20 protein-coding genes are annotated in these 17,242 nt (G+C 44.1%); 18 read left to right on the top strand and 2 right to left on the bottom strand.

Annotation, left to right across the window (positions count from 1 at the left end; all coding sequences use genetic code 11):
* Nucleotides 1-99: 99 nt before the first annotated feature.
* From tsaE to BSR11_RS15510, 9 genes are all read left to right on the top strand, one after another.
* A complete protein-coding gene (tsaE, locus tag BSR11_RS15550; protein WP_072671261.1) occupies nt 100-564 on the top strand; it encodes a tRNA (adenosine(37)-N6)-threonylcarbamoyltransferase complex ATPase subunit type 1 TsaE in 465 nt (154 codons plus the stop codon).
* Nucleotides 565-623: 59 nt separating this feature from the next.
* Nucleotides 624-2,285 carry a LysM peptidoglycan-binding domain-containing protein gene (locus BSR11_RS15545; RefSeq protein WP_375152964.1) on the top strand — a complete coding sequence of 554 codons (1,662 nt, stop codon included), beginning with the start codon at nt 624-626 and terminating at the stop codon, nt 2,283-2,285.
* Nucleotides 2,286-2,297: 12 nt separating this feature from the next.
* Nucleotides 2,298-4,211, top strand: a complete 1,914-nt coding sequence (gene mutL, locus BSR11_RS15540) for a DNA mismatch repair endonuclease MutL (RefSeq protein WP_072671259.1) — start codon at nt 2,298-2,300, stop codon at nt 4,209-4,211.
* Entirely contained in the window at nt 4,211-5,143 is a 933-nt protein-coding gene (miaA, locus tag BSR11_RS15535) for a tRNA (adenosine(37)-N6)-dimethylallyltransferase MiaA (RefSeq protein WP_072671258.1), read from the top strand. The genes mutL and miaA overlap by 1 nt, the downstream gene beginning before the upstream one ends.
* Before the next feature lie 192 nt (nt 5,144-5,335).
* Entirely contained in the window at nt 5,336-5,599 is a 264-nt protein-coding gene (gene hfq, locus BSR11_RS15530) for an RNA chaperone Hfq (RefSeq protein WP_072671257.1), read from the top strand.
* 41 nt (nt 5,600-5,640) lie between these two features.
* Nucleotides 5,641-6,930, top strand: coding sequence for a ribosome rescue GTPase HflX (hflX, locus tag BSR11_RS15525; protein ID WP_072671256.1), 1,290 nt, complete (start codon nt 5,641-5,643; stop codon nt 6,928-6,930).
* 45 nt (nt 6,931-6,975) lie between these two features.
* Nucleotides 6,976-8,160 carry an FtsH protease activity modulator HflK gene (gene hflK / locus BSR11_RS15520; RefSeq protein ID WP_072671255.1) on the top strand — a complete coding sequence of 395 codons (1,185 nt, stop codon included), beginning with the start codon at nt 6,976-6,978 and terminating at the stop codon, nt 8,158-8,160.
* 2 nt (nt 8,161-8,162) lie between these two features.
* Complete coding sequence (gene hflC / locus BSR11_RS15515; RefSeq protein ID WP_072671254.1) at nt 8,163-9,143, top strand: protease modulator HflC; 981 nt, start codon at nt 8,163-8,165, stop codon at nt 9,141-9,143.
* A 117-nt stretch (nt 9,144-9,260) separates the two neighbouring features.
* A complete protein-coding gene (locus BSR11_RS15510; protein ID WP_072671253.1) occupies nt 9,261-9,449 on the top strand; it encodes a DUF2065 domain-containing protein in 189 nt (62 codons plus the stop codon).
* 32 nt (nt 9,450-9,481) lie between these two features.
* Here BSR11_RS15510 and BSR11_RS15505 read toward each other — a convergent pair whose 3' ends face one another.
* Both BSR11_RS15505 and BSR11_RS15500 read right to left on the bottom strand, forming a co-directional pair.
* Nucleotides 9,482-9,712 carry a SlyX family protein gene (locus tag BSR11_RS15505; protein WP_072671252.1) on the bottom strand — a complete coding sequence of 77 codons (231 nt, stop codon included), beginning with the start codon at nt 9,710-9,712 and terminating at the stop codon, nt 9,482-9,484.
* The gene (locus BSR11_RS15500; RefSeq protein ID WP_072671281.1) at nt 9,709-10,689 is read right to left on the bottom strand and encodes a WD40 repeat domain-containing protein; all 981 of its coding nucleotides are present in this window, start codon (nt 10,687-10,689) and stop codon (nt 9,709-9,711) included. The genes BSR11_RS15505 and BSR11_RS15500 overlap by 4 nt, the downstream gene beginning before the upstream one ends.
* Nucleotides 10,690-10,829: 140 nt before the next feature.
* Here BSR11_RS15500 and fkpA point away from each other — a divergent pair, with 140 nt between their 5' ends.
* From fkpA to BSR11_RS15455, 9 genes are all read left to right on the top strand, one after another.
* The gene (gene fkpA, locus BSR11_RS15495) at nt 10,830-11,594 is read left to right on the top strand and encodes an FKBP-type peptidyl-prolyl cis-trans isomerase (protein WP_004397621.1); all 765 of its coding nucleotides are present in this window, start codon (nt 10,830-10,832) and stop codon (nt 11,592-11,594) included.
* A gap of 259 nt (nt 11,595-11,853) precedes the next feature.
* A complete protein-coding gene (locus BSR11_RS15490; protein WP_072671251.1) occupies nt 11,854-12,576 on the top strand; it encodes a helix-turn-helix transcriptional regulator in 723 nt (240 codons plus the stop codon).
* Nucleotides 12,573-12,980, top strand: a complete 408-nt coding sequence (gene tusD / locus BSR11_RS15485) for a sulfurtransferase complex subunit TusD (protein ID WP_110168405.1) — start codon at nt 12,573-12,575, stop codon at nt 12,978-12,980. Before BSR11_RS15490 ends, tusD begins: the two co-directional genes overlap by 4 nt.
* The gene (gene tusC / locus BSR11_RS15480; RefSeq protein WP_072671250.1) at nt 12,977-13,333 is read left to right on the top strand and encodes a sulfurtransferase complex subunit TusC; all 357 of its coding nucleotides are present in this window, start codon (nt 12,977-12,979) and stop codon (nt 13,331-13,333) included. Before tusD ends, tusC begins: the two co-directional genes overlap by 4 nt.
* A 17-nt stretch (nt 13,334-13,350) precedes the next feature.
* Nucleotides 13,351-13,629 (top strand): sulfurtransferase complex subunit TusB, encoded by a 279-nt coding sequence (tusB, locus tag BSR11_RS15475; RefSeq protein ID WP_072671249.1) that lies wholly within the window; start codon nt 13,351-13,353, stop codon nt 13,627-13,629.
* A gap of 179 nt (nt 13,630-13,808) precedes the next feature.
* Nucleotides 13,809-14,183: a 30S ribosomal protein S12 gene (gene rpsL, locus BSR11_RS15470; protein ID WP_004397617.1), complete on the top strand. Its 375-nt coding sequence runs from the start codon at nt 13,809-13,811 to the stop codon at nt 14,181-14,183.
* Nucleotides 14,184-14,283: 100 nt separating this feature from the next.
* On the top strand, nt 14,284-14,754 hold the full coding sequence (gene rpsG / locus BSR11_RS15465) for a 30S ribosomal protein S7 (protein ID WP_004397616.1): 471 nt from the start codon (nt 14,284-14,286) through the stop codon (nt 14,752-14,754).
* Between the two features lie 75 nt (nt 14,755-14,829).
* Complete coding sequence (fusA, locus tag BSR11_RS15460; RefSeq protein ID WP_004397615.1) at nt 14,830-16,926, top strand: elongation factor G; 2,097 nt, start codon at nt 14,830-14,832, stop codon at nt 16,924-16,926.
* A 122-nt stretch (nt 16,927-17,048) separates the two neighbouring features.
* Nucleotides 17,049-17,242 (top strand): GTP-binding protein (locus BSR11_RS15455; protein ID WP_240004084.1); only part of this gene is annotated, 194 nt, incomplete at its 3' end.

The following is a 17,242-nucleotide window of genomic DNA, read 5'->3' as shown; positions in this document are numbered from 1 at the left end:
TTACAGAACAGAGCTTGTCTCTTAAAACTAACCCAGTTTACTATTCGTTCTCTTTTTATTTTTATATAGTGCTAGCTAGACGCTTTAGAGATCCGATTCATGAGCATAAAAACCTTTACTTTAAAAGATGAACAACAGACGGTAATGCTAGGAATGCGCTTAGCTCAATTATGTACCCAGCAGACGACAATTTATCTTTACGGTGATTTAGGCGCAGGAAAAACCACCTTAAGTCGCGGTTTCATTCGAGCGTTAGGCCATGAAGGAAATGTGAAAAGCCCGACTTATACGTTAGTTGAGCCATATCAGTTAGCGGATTGGCAGGTTTATCATTTTGATCTTTATCGATTGGCGGATCCTGAAGAACTCGAATTTATGGGAATTCGTGATTATTTTACCGAGGATGCTATTTGCTTGGTGGAGTGGCCTGAAAAAGGTCAAGGTTTATTGCCAACACCAGATTTAACGATATCGCTTCGCTACGAGGGTGAGCAACGTCAGGCGACTGTGAGCGCAAATAGCGAGTATGGATGCACCTTATTGAGTCAGTTGGAGTTATGTTGAGCATTAATTACGGTCGTTTTTTGCGTTATTGGTGGCTATTGGTCGCATTATTATTCTGTATGAGTAGCGTTCAGGCTAATGTATTAGAAGGGGTCAGAGTTTGGCCTTCACCTGATGCTACTCGCGTAGTGATCGATTTAAAGTCTGAAGCTGACTTTAGTTATTTCACATTAAGTAGCCCAGAACGTTTGGTCGTTGATTTAAAGCGGACTTCATTAAGCGCGGCTTTACCCGTTACAGTCTCTGATAGTGCTATATTGAAACGGATTCGTGCTAGCTCTCCTCCAGAACAAACTACCTTTCGTTTAGTGCTTGAATTAGCGAATAAATCGACGCCCAACATTTTTAAATTACCTCCAACGCCAGGTGGGCAATATGGCCATCGTTTAGTCATTGATTTGCCTCATTCACAGGCACCTGCTGCAGCCACCTCAAGTCCGCCCGCTCGTTCGCCAAGTGTTGTGAGCCGCGATGCGTCCCAGTTAGTCGGTACTGCAGATATTATTGTTGCTATTGACGCGGGCCATGGTGGTGAAGACCCAGGCTCTATTGGTCCAACTCGTAAATTTGAAAAAGATGCTACATTGAGTGTGTCTAAAAAATTGGCAGATCAAATTAATGCGGTTCCGGGTATGAAAGCCGTATTGACACGAACGGGTGACTATTATGTAAGCTTGAATAATCGGACTGAAATTGCCCGTCGTAATCGCGCTCATCTATTGGTTTCGGTCCATGCCGACGCTTTTCATACTCCACAGCCAAGAGGGGCCTCGGTCTTTGTGCTTAATACTCGGCGAGCCAATACTGAAATTGCGCGTTGGGTTGAAAATCATGAGCAGCAATCGGAGTTACTCGGAGGTGCCGGTGAAGTTTTGGCGCGGACGAATAACGACCGCAATGTCAGTCAAACGCTCTTGGACTTGCAGTTTAGCCATTCGCAAAAAGAAGGTCATAAAGTGGCTACCAATCTTTTACAAGAGCTAGGTAAAGTTGCCCACTTACATAAAGCTGAACCGGTAAATGCCAGTTTGGCGGTATTGAAATCGCCTGATATTCCCTCGGTATTAGTGGAGATTGGTTTTATTTCGAACCCTATCGAAGAGCGATTGATTTTCCAACGTAGTCATCAAGATAAGCTTGCTCGAGCAATGGGTAAGGCGTTGGTACAATACTTTGAGGAAAATCCTCCAGAGGGCACCCTATTTGCTAACCGAGGTAAAACTCAGCAACATCAGGTACAACGAGGTGAGTCGTTGTCCGTGATTGCCCAAAAATATGGAGCAACCGTTTCTGGGATCATGCAAGCAAATAAATTAAAAGATTCTCGCTTAACGGTGGGTCAGCGGTTAACGATCCCGGGCGGAGAGCGGGGGCCGATTCCTGTGCCTGTAGTCAATAATCCCGTGGAAACTGAAACCATTACCCATGTGGTTAAATCGGGAGAGTTTTTAGGCCGTTTAGCGGCAAATTATAAAGTCTCTATCGATGCGATACGCAGAGAAAATAACCTTAAGTCTGACACGTTATTTGTTGGTCAAAAGCTTAACATTACCGTGAGCTTGAAAGATAAGCCTTTGCGTAAACACACGGTGCAGAGCGGTGAGTTTCTTGGTCGAATCGCCAATCAGTACAATGTGACGGTACAAAGTATTCGTGAGGCTAATCAATTGCGCTCAGATCAATTGGCGGTAGGCCAAGTGCTGATTATTCCCAACCGATAAGATAGGCAGGTTATGACGATTCGTATTCTACCCGCCCGTTTGGCTAACCAAATTGCTGCGGGGGAGGTGGTTGAAAGACCCGCTTCAGTAGTGAAAGAGCTGGTAGAAAATAGCTTGGATTCAGGGGCTACCCGCATTGACATTGATATTGAAAAAGGTGGCGCTAAGTTAATTCGAGTTCGTGATAATGGATCAGGAATTGATAAAGATGAGCTTGGCTTAGCCTTAAGTCGTCATGCGACATCAAAAATACAGACACTGGACGATCTTGAAGCGATCCTCAGTTTAGGATTTCGTGGAGAGGCGCTAGCCAGTATTAGCTCGGTTTCTCGCTTAACCATCACTTCTCGTCCGGCGACTCAAGAAGAAGCATGGTCGGCGTACAGTGAAGGGCGCGATATGGCTGTCAAACTGCAGCCTAGTGCTCATCCAGTAGGGACCACAGTTGAAGTCTTAGATCTGTTTTTCAATACACCAGCAAGACGCAAATTTTTACGTACAGAAAAAACAGAGTTTACCCATATTGATGAACTCTTAAAACGTATTGCTTTGAGCCGTTTTGATGTCAGTTTGACGCTGCGCCATAATGGAAAAATTATCCGTCAGTACCGCGCAGCGAGTAGTGAACGGCAAGAAGAAAATCGTCTGACTGCGGTATGTGGTGCGTCTTTTGTTAAGCATATGCTGAAAATAGAGTTAGCCCATCAAGGGTTAAGATTGCATGGCTGGATAACAACGCCACAAGGCGCTCGTCAGCAAAGTGATCTGCAGTATTGTTATGTCAACGGACGTATGATGCGTGACAAGCTGATCAATCATGCGATTCGACAAAGTTATGAGAGCAGTTTAAAACCAGATCAATTTGCAACTTATGTGCTGTTTATTGAACTTGATCCCCATTTGGTTGATGTCAATGTACACCCTGCGAAACATGAAGTTCGTTTTCATCAAGCCCGTTTAGTGCATGATTTTATTTATCAAGCACTAAGCGGTGCTCTTGCCGATAGCCAAATTATTGAAACTCCCGAGCTTAACCAAGCCGCTTTTTCTGCTCCAGTATCGACCCGCATGTTGAATGAGCCGTTAGCGAAGCCAGACCAACTAGCTCGTACTACGAATAACACGCAAGCCTATTCTCGTCCGTACTCAACGACAGATCATTCATCACAATCGGTCATTCAAGAAGCAAAAGCTTCTCTCTCGTGGAACCGTCCGACAACGGCTCAGCCTCGTTTATCTTCACCTATCATGAGTGAGCAAAGCCAAGCTTATCAGCAGTTAATGCGAGTTAAGGAAACACCAGTTTCGATAGAAAACCATTCATCAACTACTGAAAAACCGTCAACGCTGTCAGTGGCGATGACTAAATTAGGTAAGGCAGTCGCTGTCGTTGAGGGACAATATCTGCTGATGACGACCGATCAAGGATGTGTATTAGTGGCGCTAATGAAAGCGTACGAATGGAGAGTTCGTGGGCAATTAAATAGTCAAGAAGGGCCATTAAAGAGTCAGCCGCTATTAGTACCTTTGAGTATAAAAACCTCTAACGAAGAGATTCGTAATGTCGAGTTGCACCGTGAGTTACTTGAACGTTTAGGGATTCATCTGGAGACACGCCCTAATCAGACGGTGATGGTGATGGGGGTTCCCCAACCATTAAGACAGCAAAATCTACAGCTTTTGATTCCGGATCTGTTATCTTACCTTGTGTTACACGACGCTTCAGGATTGTTGACGTTAAGTGTCGACAATATCGTCACGTGGCTTAGTCAGCGTGTCTTGATAGAAAAAAGCGACTACACTTTGTCAGAAGCTATTCAATTAATTGCTGAACTTGAGCAATTATGGCAAGGAAAATTACCATTACATGATGGCCATTTTATTCAACCCGTCGATTTTTCGGCAACCATTGCAGCATTAAATTAATGATCAAACCACTACCATTAGCTTTATTTTTAATGGGCCCAACTGCCTCCGGTAAAACCGAGTTAGCCATTCGTTTACGTCAGAAGTATCCTGTCGAGATTATCAGTGTTGATTCAGCCTTGATCTACAAAGGAATGGATATCGGTACAGCAAAGCCTAATACCGAAGAATTGGCTTTGGCTCCTCATCGTCTCATTGATATTTTAGACCCTAGTGAAGCTTATTCAGCCGCTGATTTTCGCCAAGATGCGTTACGAGAAATGCAGGAAATCGCCAGTGAAGGGAAAATTCCGTTACTGGTTGGTGGAACCATGCTTTATTACAAAGCCTTATTGGAGGGCTTATCACCTTTACCTGCCGCCAATCCGGTTATTCGCCAGCAAATTGAGTCGCAAGCTCAAGAGCAAGGCTGGGCGGCTCTGCATGCTCAATTGCAACAAATTGATCCAATTTCAGCGGCAAGAATTCATCCAAATGATCCACAAAGATTGTCGAGAGCATTGGAAGTTTATCAAATTTCAGGTAAAACTCTTACTGAACTGACACAAACGAAAGGAGAATCAATCCCTTTTCGAGTTAAACAGTTCGCCATCGCGCCCATGGATAGGGCAGAACTCCACCGTCGAATTGAACTCCGCTTCGAGATGATGGTCAAATCAGGTTTTGAAGAAGAAGTTAAAGCGCTCTATGATCGTAATGATCTTCACGCTGATCTGCCTTCAATACGTTGCGTTGGTTATCGACAGATGTGGGATTACTTTGATGGAAATAGCACACTTGATGAGGCTATTTATCGTGGTATTTGTGCCACCCGTCAATTAGCCAAGCGTCAGCTCACCTGGTTACGCAGCTGGGATGAGTTAACTTGGTTGGATAGTGAGAACATTGAACTTGCAGTAGAAACTCTTGCAAATGCCATAGCATCTGATTGAGTTAGCTGTGTATAATGTGATCGCTTTTGCGTGATGTACCCTGTAAAGGATCCGTCACTTATCGATCAATATTGTGTTGATTGCTCAGTGATATAGGGTGTTTTTATCGTTTAGCTCAGATGTAAAGGCCGCACCAACTTATGTGCACCACTAGCTAAATAACTACAACAAAATACAAATAAGGAAAATAAAATGGCTAAGGGGCAATCTCTACAAGACCCATTCTTAAATGCACTACGCCGCGAGCGTATTCCTGTTTTTATCTATTTGGTAAACGGCATTAAACTACAAGGTCAGATTGAATCATTTGATCAATTCGTGATCTTGTTAAAAAACACCGTAAATCAGATGGTTTATAAGCATGCTATTTCTACCGTTGTACCTGCGCGTCCAGTTAGCCACCATACTGGTGACCGACCTGCAGGTGAGCGTGCGACAGAGAAATCAGACGATTAATTACTTGACGTCATATTATTATTCATTAAGGAGTTGAACGCTTGTTTGACCGTTATGAAGCCGGTGAGCGAGCGGTACTTGTTCATATCAACTTTACGCAAAAGGGTGAGTGGGAAGATCTCAAAGAATGCGAAATGTTGGTCTCTTCTGCTGGAGTATCAACTCTGCAGGTAGTGACTGGTAGTCGCCAATCTCCTCACCCTAAATATTTCGTTGGAGAGGGTAAAGCTCAAGAGATTGCGCAAGCTGTGCAATCAACGGAAGCTGATGTGGTTATTTTTAACCATTCCCTTTCTCCTGCCCAAGAGCGAAACTTAGAACAACTTTGCCAATGTCGAGTGATTGATAGAACGGGTCTTATTCTGGATATCTTTGCTCAGCGAGCCCGTACTCACGAAGGTAAGTTGCAAGTTGAATTAGCTCAATTGCGTCATATTTCGACCCGTTTAGTTCGGGGTTGGACCCACTTAGAAAGACAAAAAGGTGGGATTGGCTTGCGTGGACCAGGAGAAACTCAGTTAGAAACAGACCGACGTTTATTGCGTGAGCGAATTAAAGCGATCTTACGCCGTTTAGAGAAAGTGGCAAAACAGCGTGAACAAGGACGCCGAGCGAGAAACCGTGCAGAAATCCCAACGATTTCACTGGTTGGTTACACCAACGCCGGTAAATCGACACTGTTTAATCAAATTACCTCCGCTGGAGTGTATGCTGCTGATCAACTCTTCGCGACGCTAGACCCGACATTGCGGAAGATCGAACTACTGGATGTAGGGCCTGCTATTTTGGCTGATACGGTAGGATTTATTCGTCATTTACCCCACGACTTAGTGGCGGCATTCAAAGCAACGTTACAAGAAACTCAGCAAGCTGACATTTTGTTACATGTTGTGGATGCCAGTGACGACCGCTTTCGTGAGAATATCCAAGCTGTGGATGACGTTCTACTAGAAATTGAGGCACATGAAGTGCCAAGTTTACTGGTTATGAACAAAATCGATAATCTAGAAGGCCAATATCCTCGTATAGAAAGAGATGATGAAGGTGTTCCTAGGGCTGTTTGGGTCTCGGCGATGGATGGACTGGGGATGGATTTGCTGTTTACGGCTCTGACCGACCGGCTTGCCAGTAAAATTGTCCAGTATTGTTTATGTGTTCCTCCTGAGCACCAAGGTCGAATTCGAAGCACTTTCTTCCAAATGAACTGCATTGAAAAGGAAGAGTATGATCCTGAGGGCAATCTGCTAATATCAGTTCGTATGCAACAAGTGGATTGGTCTAGACTAGAGAAAAGAGAAGAGGCAGTTTTACGTGACTTTATCGTCACTTAAAGGACTGCTAGAGTATAACGTCATATCAAATGATGGAGCTTTCTAATGGCGTGGAATGAGCCCGGAAATAACAACGGCAACAACGGCCGCGATAATGACCCTTGGGGAAATAATAATCGCGGTAACAAAGGTGGTCGTGATCAAGGTCCGCCAGATTTAGACGAAGTGTTTAATAAACTGAGTCAGAAGCTGGGCGGAAAGTTTGGCAAAGGAGGCAATGGTCCTTCGTTTGCCGGTGGTGGAGCAATGGGTTTTGGCGTTATTGCCGTACTTGCTGTTGCCATTTGGTTTTTCTCAGGCTTCTATACAATTGGAGAAGCCGAACGAGGCGTTGTCTTAAGATTGGGTCAATACGATCGTGTAGTTAATCCTGGTTTGAACTGGCGCCCTCGTTTTATTGATGAAGTAACGCCCGTCAATATTCAAGCGATTCGCTCGTTGAGTGCCTCGGGTATCATGTTGACCAAAGATGAAAACGTCGTCAACGTGGCGATGGATGTCCAATATCGTATCGTTGACCCATACAAGTATTTGTATCGAGTGGTTAATCCTGATGATAGTTTGCATCAAGCCACCGATTCAGCGTTGCGTGCGGTGATTGGTGACTCCTTGATGGATAGTATCTTGACCGTGGGTCGTCAACAAATTCGTCAAAGCACTCAACAAACACTTAACCAAATCATCGATGATTATGATATGGGTTTATTAGTGGTTGGCGTTAACTTCCAGTCATCGCGTCCGCCAGAGCAAGTTAAAGATGCGTTTGATGACGCGATTGCTGCTCGAGAAGATGAAGAGCGTTTCATTCGTGAAGCTGAGGCGTACATGAATGAGATCTTACCTCAAGCCACAGGTCGTGCTGAACGGGTTAAACGAGAAGCATTAGGTTACAGCGAGCGAATCATTAATGAAGCATTTGGTCAGGTTGCTCAATTTGAGAAACTGTTACCTGAGTATCAAGCCGCCCCAGACGTTACTCGTAATCGTATGTATCTTGAAACCATGGAACAAGTGTATACCAATAGCTCGAAGATTTTGATCGATTCAGAATCGAGTGGCAATTTGCTCTATTTGCCGATCGATAAGCTCGCAGGTCAAGAAGGTGCTGCACCGTCTCGCCAAACTCGATCTTTATCAGCACAAGATGAAGCTGGACTACAGTCACAGCGTCAGGATCCAAGTAGCAACACGGTTCCTCGTTCAATTAACACTCGTCAAGGGAGAAACTAAGCATGCGTAAGTTAATGATCCCGGTCGTTGTGGTCTTTTTAGCATTGCTCTTGATGTCGATGTTTGTTGTTCCAGAGGGAGAACGAGGCATCGTAATTCGTTTTGGACGAGTGATTCAAGATGACAATGAAATGTCTAAAATCTATGAACCAGGCTTGCATTTTAAAATGCCTATTTTTGATCGAGTACACACACTGAATGCTCGTATTCAAACCATGGATGGACGTTCAGACCGTTTTGTAACTTCTGAGCAAAAAGACGTTATTATCGATACCTACGTTAAGTGGCGAATTGAAGATTTTGGTCAATTTTACTTAGCGACTGGCGGTGGTAATATTTTCACAGCACAAGCGTTACTTGAACGTCGTGTTACCGACGTTCTCAGGGCAGAGATCGGTTCTCGAGACATTAAGCAAATTGTTTCTGGTCCACGTAATGAAGCGGTACTTCCTGATAGTGCTGATGATGAAATAGTCACCACTGAAGCTGCAAGACAAGCTTTAGAAGTTGATGGGCAACGTGATCAGATCATGGCCAATGTTCTGAAAGAGACCCGAGTAAACGCGAGCAAAGACTTGGGTGTTTACGTTGTTGATTTCAGAATGAAGAAGATCAACCTTCCGGATGAAATCAGTGAATCGATTTATCGTCGTATGCGTGCTGAACGTGAAGCGGTTGCTCGTCGTCACCGTTCACAAGGCCGTGAGAGAGCAGAAGTAATTCGTGCTCAAGCGGATCTTGAAGTGGCGACGATTTTAGCTGAAGCCGATAGAACTGCACGGATAACGCGTGGTCAAGCGGATGCGACATCAGCTAAAGTTTACGCTGACGCTTATAGTAAAGATCCTGAGTTCTTCAGTTTCTTACGTTCTTTGCAAGCGTATGAAAACTCATTTAGCCAGAAAAGTGATATCTTAGTCTTGGATCCAAAGAGTGACTTCTTCCAATACATGAATAGTGCTAGAGGCTCATCAGCAAAATAATCGCACGATGCCTATTCTAAATGGTTTGATGCCATTATAGAGATGATAACAAACGGATTATTTGAATATTATTCAGAAAGGCTCCTCAGGAGCCTTTCTTTTTTTAGTGAGGTAGAAATGACCACATCATTATGGATTGCAGTAGGATTGTTGCTTGTTGTTGAAGGGGTTGGTCCGCTGATTGCGCCTCAAGGATGGCGCAATATGATGCAGCAGCTTGCACAGCAAGAGGATAATCAATTGCGACGTATAGGAGGATGCTTAGTTGTCACTGGAATGGTGATAGTTTACTTCTTCATCGTTTGAATAAGCCGTGATTGTTGAGTTCATCAAGACTATTAATAGTGTGGTGGCGTTTCATTGGCTGGATCCGCTAAGTTTGATGTATCCATATTTTTCATTTTTCCGACCACATATTTCATTTGATCTTGCATTTTATTAATCAAGAGTTGTTGTTGGGTCAGAGCTGAATTGAGTTCGTCAATGGTCTGCTCTTGAAAAGCCAGCTTACACTCTAAATCATCAATACGTTGCTGTAGCTGTTGTTCTGCTGCGTTTTGTATGATCACGGATTGAACTCCCAAGCTTGAGCGATTCCTGCAGACGTGCCAGAAATAACGCTGTATTGTGGATTGAAAACCGCATCATACACCACAGCCCTTGGGGGGCGCGCATCTTTTTGTGGTTTAGCTTCAAAGCGGGCGAGTTTTTTACCATTAGTTGCTGACCATATTTCGATACGACTAGATGGCGTTCCAGTGAGTAGATAGCGTCCATCATCTGAAAATCGTGCGCTAGAGAAAATAAGCTGTCTAGAAAGACTACGTAGTTTGGCTTGTTTTTCACCCGTATGTAAATTCCAAATAATCGATTGATTACCACCATCAGAAGTGAAAGCTAACTGACCATCACGCTGTAAAGCAACCCGGTTAACCCGTTGTTCATGCTCAAAAGTATAGATAATCTGCCCACTCTGAGTATCCCACAGATAAGCGGTATAATCATTTCCACCAGTTAAGGCATAACGACCGTTAGGTGATAAAGCCACAGAATTGACTTTTTCCTGATGAGCAAGGAACTCAAGCCGTCGTCCAGTGACTAAGTCAACGTAGATGGCTTTACCATTGGACACCCCTAGCAAAACTTGTTGCCCATCGTTACTCAGAGCGACATCCATGATTAAACCATCAGAGATAGACCATAACCCTTGGGCTTGGGTCCAACTTAAGTCCCACACGGCAAAATTGATTTGTGTGGCTGTTATCGCATAACGGCCATTATCAGTAATACGAATGTACGAGACCGGGTTGGCTTCAGGGTCTTGCGCGCCTAGCTCCGCTAGAATTTGACGTTGTGCTAAATCCCATAAAACCAATTGGTGTTCTTGGGAGTAAATTAATGCAAAACGCCCATCACGGCTTAGACCAAATCCGGTTGAGCCATTGGGTTCTAAAATCCAGCGGTCAGTCTCTTGATTAAAGAAGAAACAGCCATTTAACAGAAAAATGACAACCGTCGGTACTATGAAATGAGAAATTATCCGCAGCACAATTAATTATCCGTTGAGTAGTAAAGACAATTACCAAACATACCGTTATATTGGTACAACATACTATTGTGCACCAGTTTAATCCGTCGGTTTGTGCTCAATAACAGAAAGGTTTACCTACAAAGTTGGAGAATTGAATGAAATCGTTTTTTAAAGTGTCATTGCTTGCCGCTACGGTTGCGCTAGCAGCCGGTTGTCAAAAAGAAGAGACAACGGCTACCCCAAATGCCTCTGTTGCCGTTCAAAGTGTCACTTTTAAGTCAGAGGATGATAAAGCGGCTTACGCGATTGGTGTCTCTTTTGCTAATTATTTAACCAGCAGTATCGAAAAGCCTAATGAAATTGGAATCGATCTTAACAAAGACATGGTGTTAAGAGGCATTGAGCATGTTTTTGCTGGTGCTGCGCAAATGGATGAACAGCAGACTCGTGAAGCATTAGAAGCGTTGGATAAGCGTGTTGCTGCGTCAATGCAAGCACAAGCGGCTGAAAAAGCCGCCACCAACAAGCAAGCCGGAGACGCGTTCCGCGCTGAATTTGAGAAGCAAGAAGGGGTGAAAAAAACCGAATCTGGATTGCTTTATCAAGTCTTAACTGAAGCACAAGGTGAATCACCAAAAGAGACCGATACGGTACAAGTGCATTACAAAGGCACTCTGACCGATGGTACTCAGTTTGATAGCTCTTACGATCGTGGTGAGCCTGCGACTTTCCCGCTAAACCGTGTGATCCCTGGTTGGACAGAAGGCGTGCAATTGATGCAAGTAGGTTCTAAATACAAGTTCGTCATTCCGCCAGAATTGGCTTATGGTGAGCAAGATACACCAACCATTCCTGCAAACTCTACCTTGGTTTTTGAAGTTGAGTTGTTGAAAGTAGAAAATGGCGACGCAGCGCAATAAATAAGAGATAGCGATTCATCCTTTATTAAAAGTATCAAAGGCCTGAAGATTCAGGCCTTTTTTATAAGTAAAACCAACTTTTTAACCAATTTTTTATCATCCCTTGTCAAATGGTAAAAGTACTGATGCTTTGCTAGGGAGATATTCATCGTATAATTTGTTCTACATCACTGCATTGCAAGATAGCCTAGTCCACGTTTAAAATTTTCTGATAAACTTACATCAATTTGTTGATTTTACGTTCTAAGGTCAAAGTACAGTGACAACGACAGAAAGCATTAACGCCGATATGCTGATGGATATGGAATTTGTGCATGTAAAACCATTTACAGAGCACGATAAAGTGATTTTGCGTTCCTATGAAGCAATGGTCGATGGTCTAGCAAGCTTAATCGGTCCCTTTTGTGAGATTGTTTTGCATTCGTTAGAAGACCTGAATACTTCGGCGATAAAAATCGCCAATGGTGAGAACACGGGTCGTCAAGTAGGGTCACCGATCACCGATTTAGCGTTAAAAATGCTGCGCGATATTGAAGGCTCCGAACGTAACTTTTCTCGCTCGTATTTTACCAGAGCAAAAGGTGGCGTATTGATGAAGTCTATTACGGTCGCCATTCGTAATGGAGAACATCGAGTGATTGGTTTGTTATGCATTAACGTCAACCTTGACGCCCCTTTTTCACAGGTGTTGCACTCTTTTATGCCGACACCTGAAGCGCAAGAAGCTGCAGCGCCAGTTAACTTTGCCAGTGATGTGGTCGAGTTGGTCGATCAAACCGTTGAACGCACCATTGAAGAAATTAATGCCGATAAATCAGTCTCGAACAATACTAAAAATCGCCAGATTGTGATGGCGTTGTACGATAAGGGAATTTTTGATATCAAAGATGCGATCAATCGTGTGGCAGATCGGTTGAATATATCCAAACATACGGTTTATCTGTATATCCGCCAACGTAAAACAGAGGATGAGTGTTCGTGAGTCAACAAAGCATACCGTTGACTTATACGCTATTGGTGACAGGCCCTGCTTATGGAACTCAGTCTGCGCGCAATGCTTATCTTTTTGCTCAATCGGCACTCAAGAAAGGCCATAGTATTAAGCGTATTTTCTTCTATCAAGAAGGTGTGCTGAATGGCTCGGGATTAACCGTTCCTGCTAATGATGAGTTTGATCTTGTGAAAGCATGGCAAACCATGGCGAAGAAGCATCAAATTCGCTTAGAAACTTGCGTTGCTGCAGCATTACGACGCGGTATTATCAGTCAAAGCGAAGCCGAACAGCATCAATTACCAGTATCAAGTTTAGCGATGGACTTTTCACAAGCAGGGCTAGGGGCCTTAGCCGAGGCGTTATTAACTGAGGATAGAGTGGTACAATTTTGAAAAAAATCGCCTTTGTGTTTCATTCTCCTCCCCACGCTACCAGTACAGGGCGTGAAGGACTCGATGCCGTGCTTGCGGCCTCGGCTTACAGTGACGATTTAGCCGTTTTTTTTGTTGGTGAAGGAGTCTTGCAATTGGTCACCGGGCAAGATCCTAGCGTTATTTTAAGTCGCGATTACATTAGCGCATTCAAATTGCTCGATTTGTATGATGTTGAACAGCGCTATATCTGTGAGCAAAGTCTTGCCGAATGGGGGTTAACGGATGAACCATTAATCATTGATGCTTTGCCTATTGCGCCTCAAACGATTGGGGTGATGTGGCAATCTTTTGACCACATTGTGACTTTTTGATACCACGGGATAAACGAGTGCTGCACATTATTAAACATCCTCAACAGCTAAAATTAGTTCGTCGTTATTTTCAAGCTCACGATCGACTATTGTTGATCGAAAATGCCGTTTATCTCACTAGCCCACAGAGCCCTTATTTTAGCGATTTACAGGCTATTGAGTCAGTTTATGCACTGCGTGAGGATCTTTTGGCTAGAGGATGGTTAGAAAAGTGCTCAAGTTCTATTGAGCAAATAACGATGAATGATTTTGTTGAAATGACAGTAAGTGAAGAGAAATCAATAAGTTGGTGTTAATTTTTATCGAGTGTTCGCTAAAGTATCCACTACGCTGATGTTGCTGGATAAAAAAGATCTGTATATTTCTTGACACACCTCTCACTGCTGCATAGAATTTTGCGTCCCTATTTGTGCAAATCACAATCAGGGCTAGATTTTTCATAAAGCTTACGTTAAGTAAATTCAGGAGCTAGCTAATGGCAACTATTAACCAGTTGGTACGCAAGCCACGTGTGAAGCAAGTTGCAAAAAACAACGTGCCTGCACTCGAAGCGTGCCCACAAAAACGTGGTGTATGTACTCGCGTATATACTACTACACCAAAAAAACCTAACTCAGCACTACGTAAAGTATGTCGTGTTCGTCTAACCAATGGTTACGAAGTGACTTCATACATCGGCGGTGAAGGTCACAACCTACAAGAGCACAGCGTTGTTCTTATCCGTGGCGGTCGTGTAAAAGACCTTCCGGGTGTTCGTTACCACACTGTTCGTGGTGCGCTTGACTGTTCAGGCGTTAACGACCGTAAACAAGGTCGTTCTAAGTACGGTGTGAAGCGTCCTAAGTCTTAATGGATTCCGTTAAGTAAGGCCAAACACTAAATTAATTTGTTATTTTGAAAAAACTGTATAGTTTTGGAAAAAACCTGAAGAAGACAACGGAGAATATTCCATGCCACGTCGTCGCGTTATTGGTCAGCGTAAGATCCTTCCAGATCCAAAGTTCAAATCTGAACTGCTGGCAAAATTCGTTAACATCCTTATGGTTGACGGTAAAAAATCTACTGCAGAGAAAATTGTTTACACTGCACTAGACACTATGGCTGAGAAATCTGGTAAAGATCACTTGGCTGTTTTTGAACAAGCTCTTGAAAATGTACGTCCTGCGGTAGAAGTTAAATCTCGCCGTGTGGGTGGTTCAACTTACCAAGTGCCAGTAGAAGTACGTCCGGTTCGCCGTAACGCACTTGCTATGCGTTGGTTGGTTGAAGCTGCGCGTAAGCGTGGTGAAAAATCTATGGCTGGTCGCTTAGCAGCTGAAATGCTAGATGCGTCAGAAAACAAAGGTACTGCTGTTAAGAAACGTGAAGACGTTCACCGTATGGCAGAAGCGAACAAAGCCTTCGCTCATTACCGCTGGTAATACCTTCTGTGCTGCGAGGTTCTCTCGCAGCACATTTCTATTTTCTAAGGTTTCCCTTAGTAAGAGGATACAATCGTGGCTCGTAAAACTCCTATTGAGCGCTACCGTAATATCGGTATCTGTGCTCACGTAGACGCAGGAAAAACAACCACTACTGAGCGTATTCTGTTCTATACCGGCCTTTCTCACAAACTTGGCGAAGTTCACGATGGTGCTGCCACCATGGACTGGATGGAGCAGGAGCAGGAGCGTGGTATCACCATTACCTCTGCTGCAACAACTGCCTTCTGGCGTGGTATGGATGCACAATTCCAAGATCATCGCATTAACATCATTGACACTCCTGGACACGTTGACTTCACTATCGAAGTAGAGCGTTCACTGCGTGTGCTTGATGGAGCTGTGGTTGTCTTTTGTGGTTCATCTGGTGTTGAACCTCAGTCTGAAACCGTGTGGCGTCAAGCAGATAAATACCATGTTCCACGCATTGTGTTTGTTAATAAGATGGACCGTACTGGTGCAGACTTCCTACGCGTAGTAGATCAAATTAAACATCGTCTTGGTGCAACTCCGGTTCCTATCCAATTAAATATTGGTGCTGAAGAGGATTTTCGCGGTGTCATCGACCTTATCAAGATGAAAGCCATCAACTGGAATGAAGCCGATCAAGGCATGAGCTTTACCTATGAAGCGATTCCGGATGATATGCTCGAGCTGGCTGAAGAGTGGCACAACAACTTAGTTGAAGTCGCTGCGGAAGCGAGCGAAGAATTGATGGATAAATACCTTGAAGACGGCGTACTTACTGAAGCTGAAATCAAACAAGCGCTCCGTCAGCGCACACTGAACAACGAAATCGTTCTTGCCACTTGTGGTAGCGCGTTTAAAAATAAAGGTGTGCAAGCTGTTTTGGATGCAGTGGTTGAATTTTTGCCATCACCAGTAGAAGTACCGGCGATCAAAGGTATTGATGAGAACGAGAATGAAGTTGAGCGTCACGCCGACGATAATGAACCGTTTTCTGCTTTAGCATTTAAAATTGCTACCGACCCATTTGTTGGTACTTTGACGTTTATTCGTGTCTATTCTGGAGTGGTTAACTCTGGTGATGCGGTTTATAACTCCGTCAAACAAAAGAAAGAACGTTTTGGTCGTATTGTTCAAATGCATGCCAATAAACGTGAAGAAATTAAAGAAGTTCGTGCTGGCGATATCGCCGCCGCTATTGGCTTGAAAGATGTCACTACCGGTGACACGCTCTGTCATCAAGATCATAAAGTGATTCTTGAGCGTATGGAGTTTCCTGAGCCTGTTATCCAAATCGCGGTTGAGCCTCGCTCAAAAGCGGATCAGGAACGAATGGGGATTGCGCTAGGTAAATTAGCGGCTGAAGACCCGTCATTCCGAGTCGAAACGGATAAGGAAACAGGACAAACGCTAATTTCTGGTATGGGCGAGCTTCACTTAGACATCATCGTTGACCGTATGAAACGTGAGTTCAGCGTTGATTGCAACGTGGGTAAACCTCAGGTTGCGTATCGTGAAACCATTCGTGGTCAAGCGGAAGTGGAAGGCAAGTTTGTTCGCCAGTCTGGTGGCCGTGGTCAATACGGTCACGTATGGTTGAAAGTTGAACCTGCAGAGTTAGGACAAGGCTTTGTCTTTGTTGACGCCATCGTGGGCGGTGCAATTCCTAAAGAGTTCATCAACCCGGTAGCGAAAGGGATCGAGGAGCAAATGAACAATGGTGTGTTAGCGGGCTATCCTATTTTGGATGTCAAAGCAACACTCTTCGACGGTTCATTCCACGATGTCGACTCAAGTGAAATGGCGTTTAAAATCGCCGGCTCAATGGCATTCAAGAAGGGCGCGCTAGAAGCAAACCCAGTGATTCTTGAACCGCTAATGAAAGTTGAAATAACCACACCTGAAGATTGGATGGGTGATGTAGTCGGCGATTTAAATCGTCGTCGTGGCATCATTGAAGGCATGGATGATGGCAATGCTGGCCTCAAAATTATCCGTGCTCGAGTTCCACTTTCAGAGATGTTTGGTTACGCAACAGATCTACGTTCTGCGACCCAAGGCCGTGCTTCTTACTCAATGGAGTTTGCTGAGTACGCTGAGGTGCCGAAAAATGTTGCTGATGCAATCATTGCTGAACGTGGGTAGTTGTTATTTGATTAATAACGAATCTATTGCGCTAACGAGCGTTGGCGCATAAAATAGCAATTTCTGGCGCGCTTTGAGTGCACTTGACTTAAGGCGAATCATAACTAGGAAGGAACACGATCGTGTCTAAAGCAAAATTTGAACGTACGAAACCGCACGTAAACGTTGGTACTATCGGCCACGTTGACCACGGTAAAACCACTCTAACAGCAGCTATCTGTACTGTACTTGCAAAAGTATACGGCGGTGAAGCGAAAGACTTCGCGTCGATCGACAATGCTCCAGAAGAGCGTGAGCGCGGTATTACTATTTCTAC

It is taken from the genome of Vibrio injensis, assembly GCF_001895205.1.
GTDB lineage: Bacteria > Pseudomonadota > Gammaproteobacteria > Enterobacterales > Vibrionaceae > Vibrio > Vibrio injensis.
The sequence above is the reverse complement of the archived record's forward strand: the minus strand, read 5'-3'. Positions and strand labels throughout refer to the sequence as shown.

What these genes read in the sequence shown, in the direction of transcription:
- tsaE (WP_072671261.1), top strand. Translation starts at nt 100, where the DNA reads ATGAGCATAAAAACCTTTACTTTAAAAGATGAACAACAGACGGTAATG.
- BSR11_RS15545 (WP_375152964.1), top strand. Translation starts at nt 624, where the DNA reads ATGAGTAGCGTTCAGGCTAATGTATTAGAAGGGGTCAGAGTTTGGCCT.
- mutL (WP_072671259.1), top strand. Translation starts at nt 2,298, where the DNA reads ATGACGATTCGTATTCTACCCGCCCGTTTGGCTAACCAAATTGCTGCG.
- miaA (WP_072671258.1), top strand. Translation starts at nt 4,211, where the DNA reads ATGATCAAACCACTACCATTAGCTTTATTTTTAATGGGCCCAACTGCC.
- hfq (WP_072671257.1), top strand. Translation starts at nt 5,336, where the DNA reads ATGGCTAAGGGGCAATCTCTACAAGACCCATTCTTAAATGCACTACGC.
- hflK (WP_072671255.1), top strand. Translation starts at nt 6,976, where the DNA reads ATGGCGTGGAATGAGCCCGGAAATAACAACGGCAACAACGGCCGCGAT.
- hflC (WP_072671254.1), top strand. Translation starts at nt 8,163, where the DNA reads ATGCGTAAGTTAATGATCCCGGTCGTTGTGGTCTTTTTAGCATTGCTC.
- BSR11_RS15510 (WP_072671253.1), top strand. Translation starts at nt 9,261, where the DNA reads ATGACCACATCATTATGGATTGCAGTAGGATTGTTGCTTGTTGTTGAA.
- fkpA (WP_004397621.1), top strand. Translation starts at nt 10,830, where the DNA reads ATGAAATCGTTTTTTAAAGTGTCATTGCTTGCCGCTACGGTTGCGCTA.
- rpsL (WP_004397617.1), top strand. Translation starts at nt 13,809, where the DNA reads ATGGCAACTATTAACCAGTTGGTACGCAAGCCACGTGTGAAGCAAGTT.
- rpsG (WP_004397616.1), top strand. Translation starts at nt 14,284, where the DNA reads ATGCCACGTCGTCGCGTTATTGGTCAGCGTAAGATCCTTCCAGATCCA.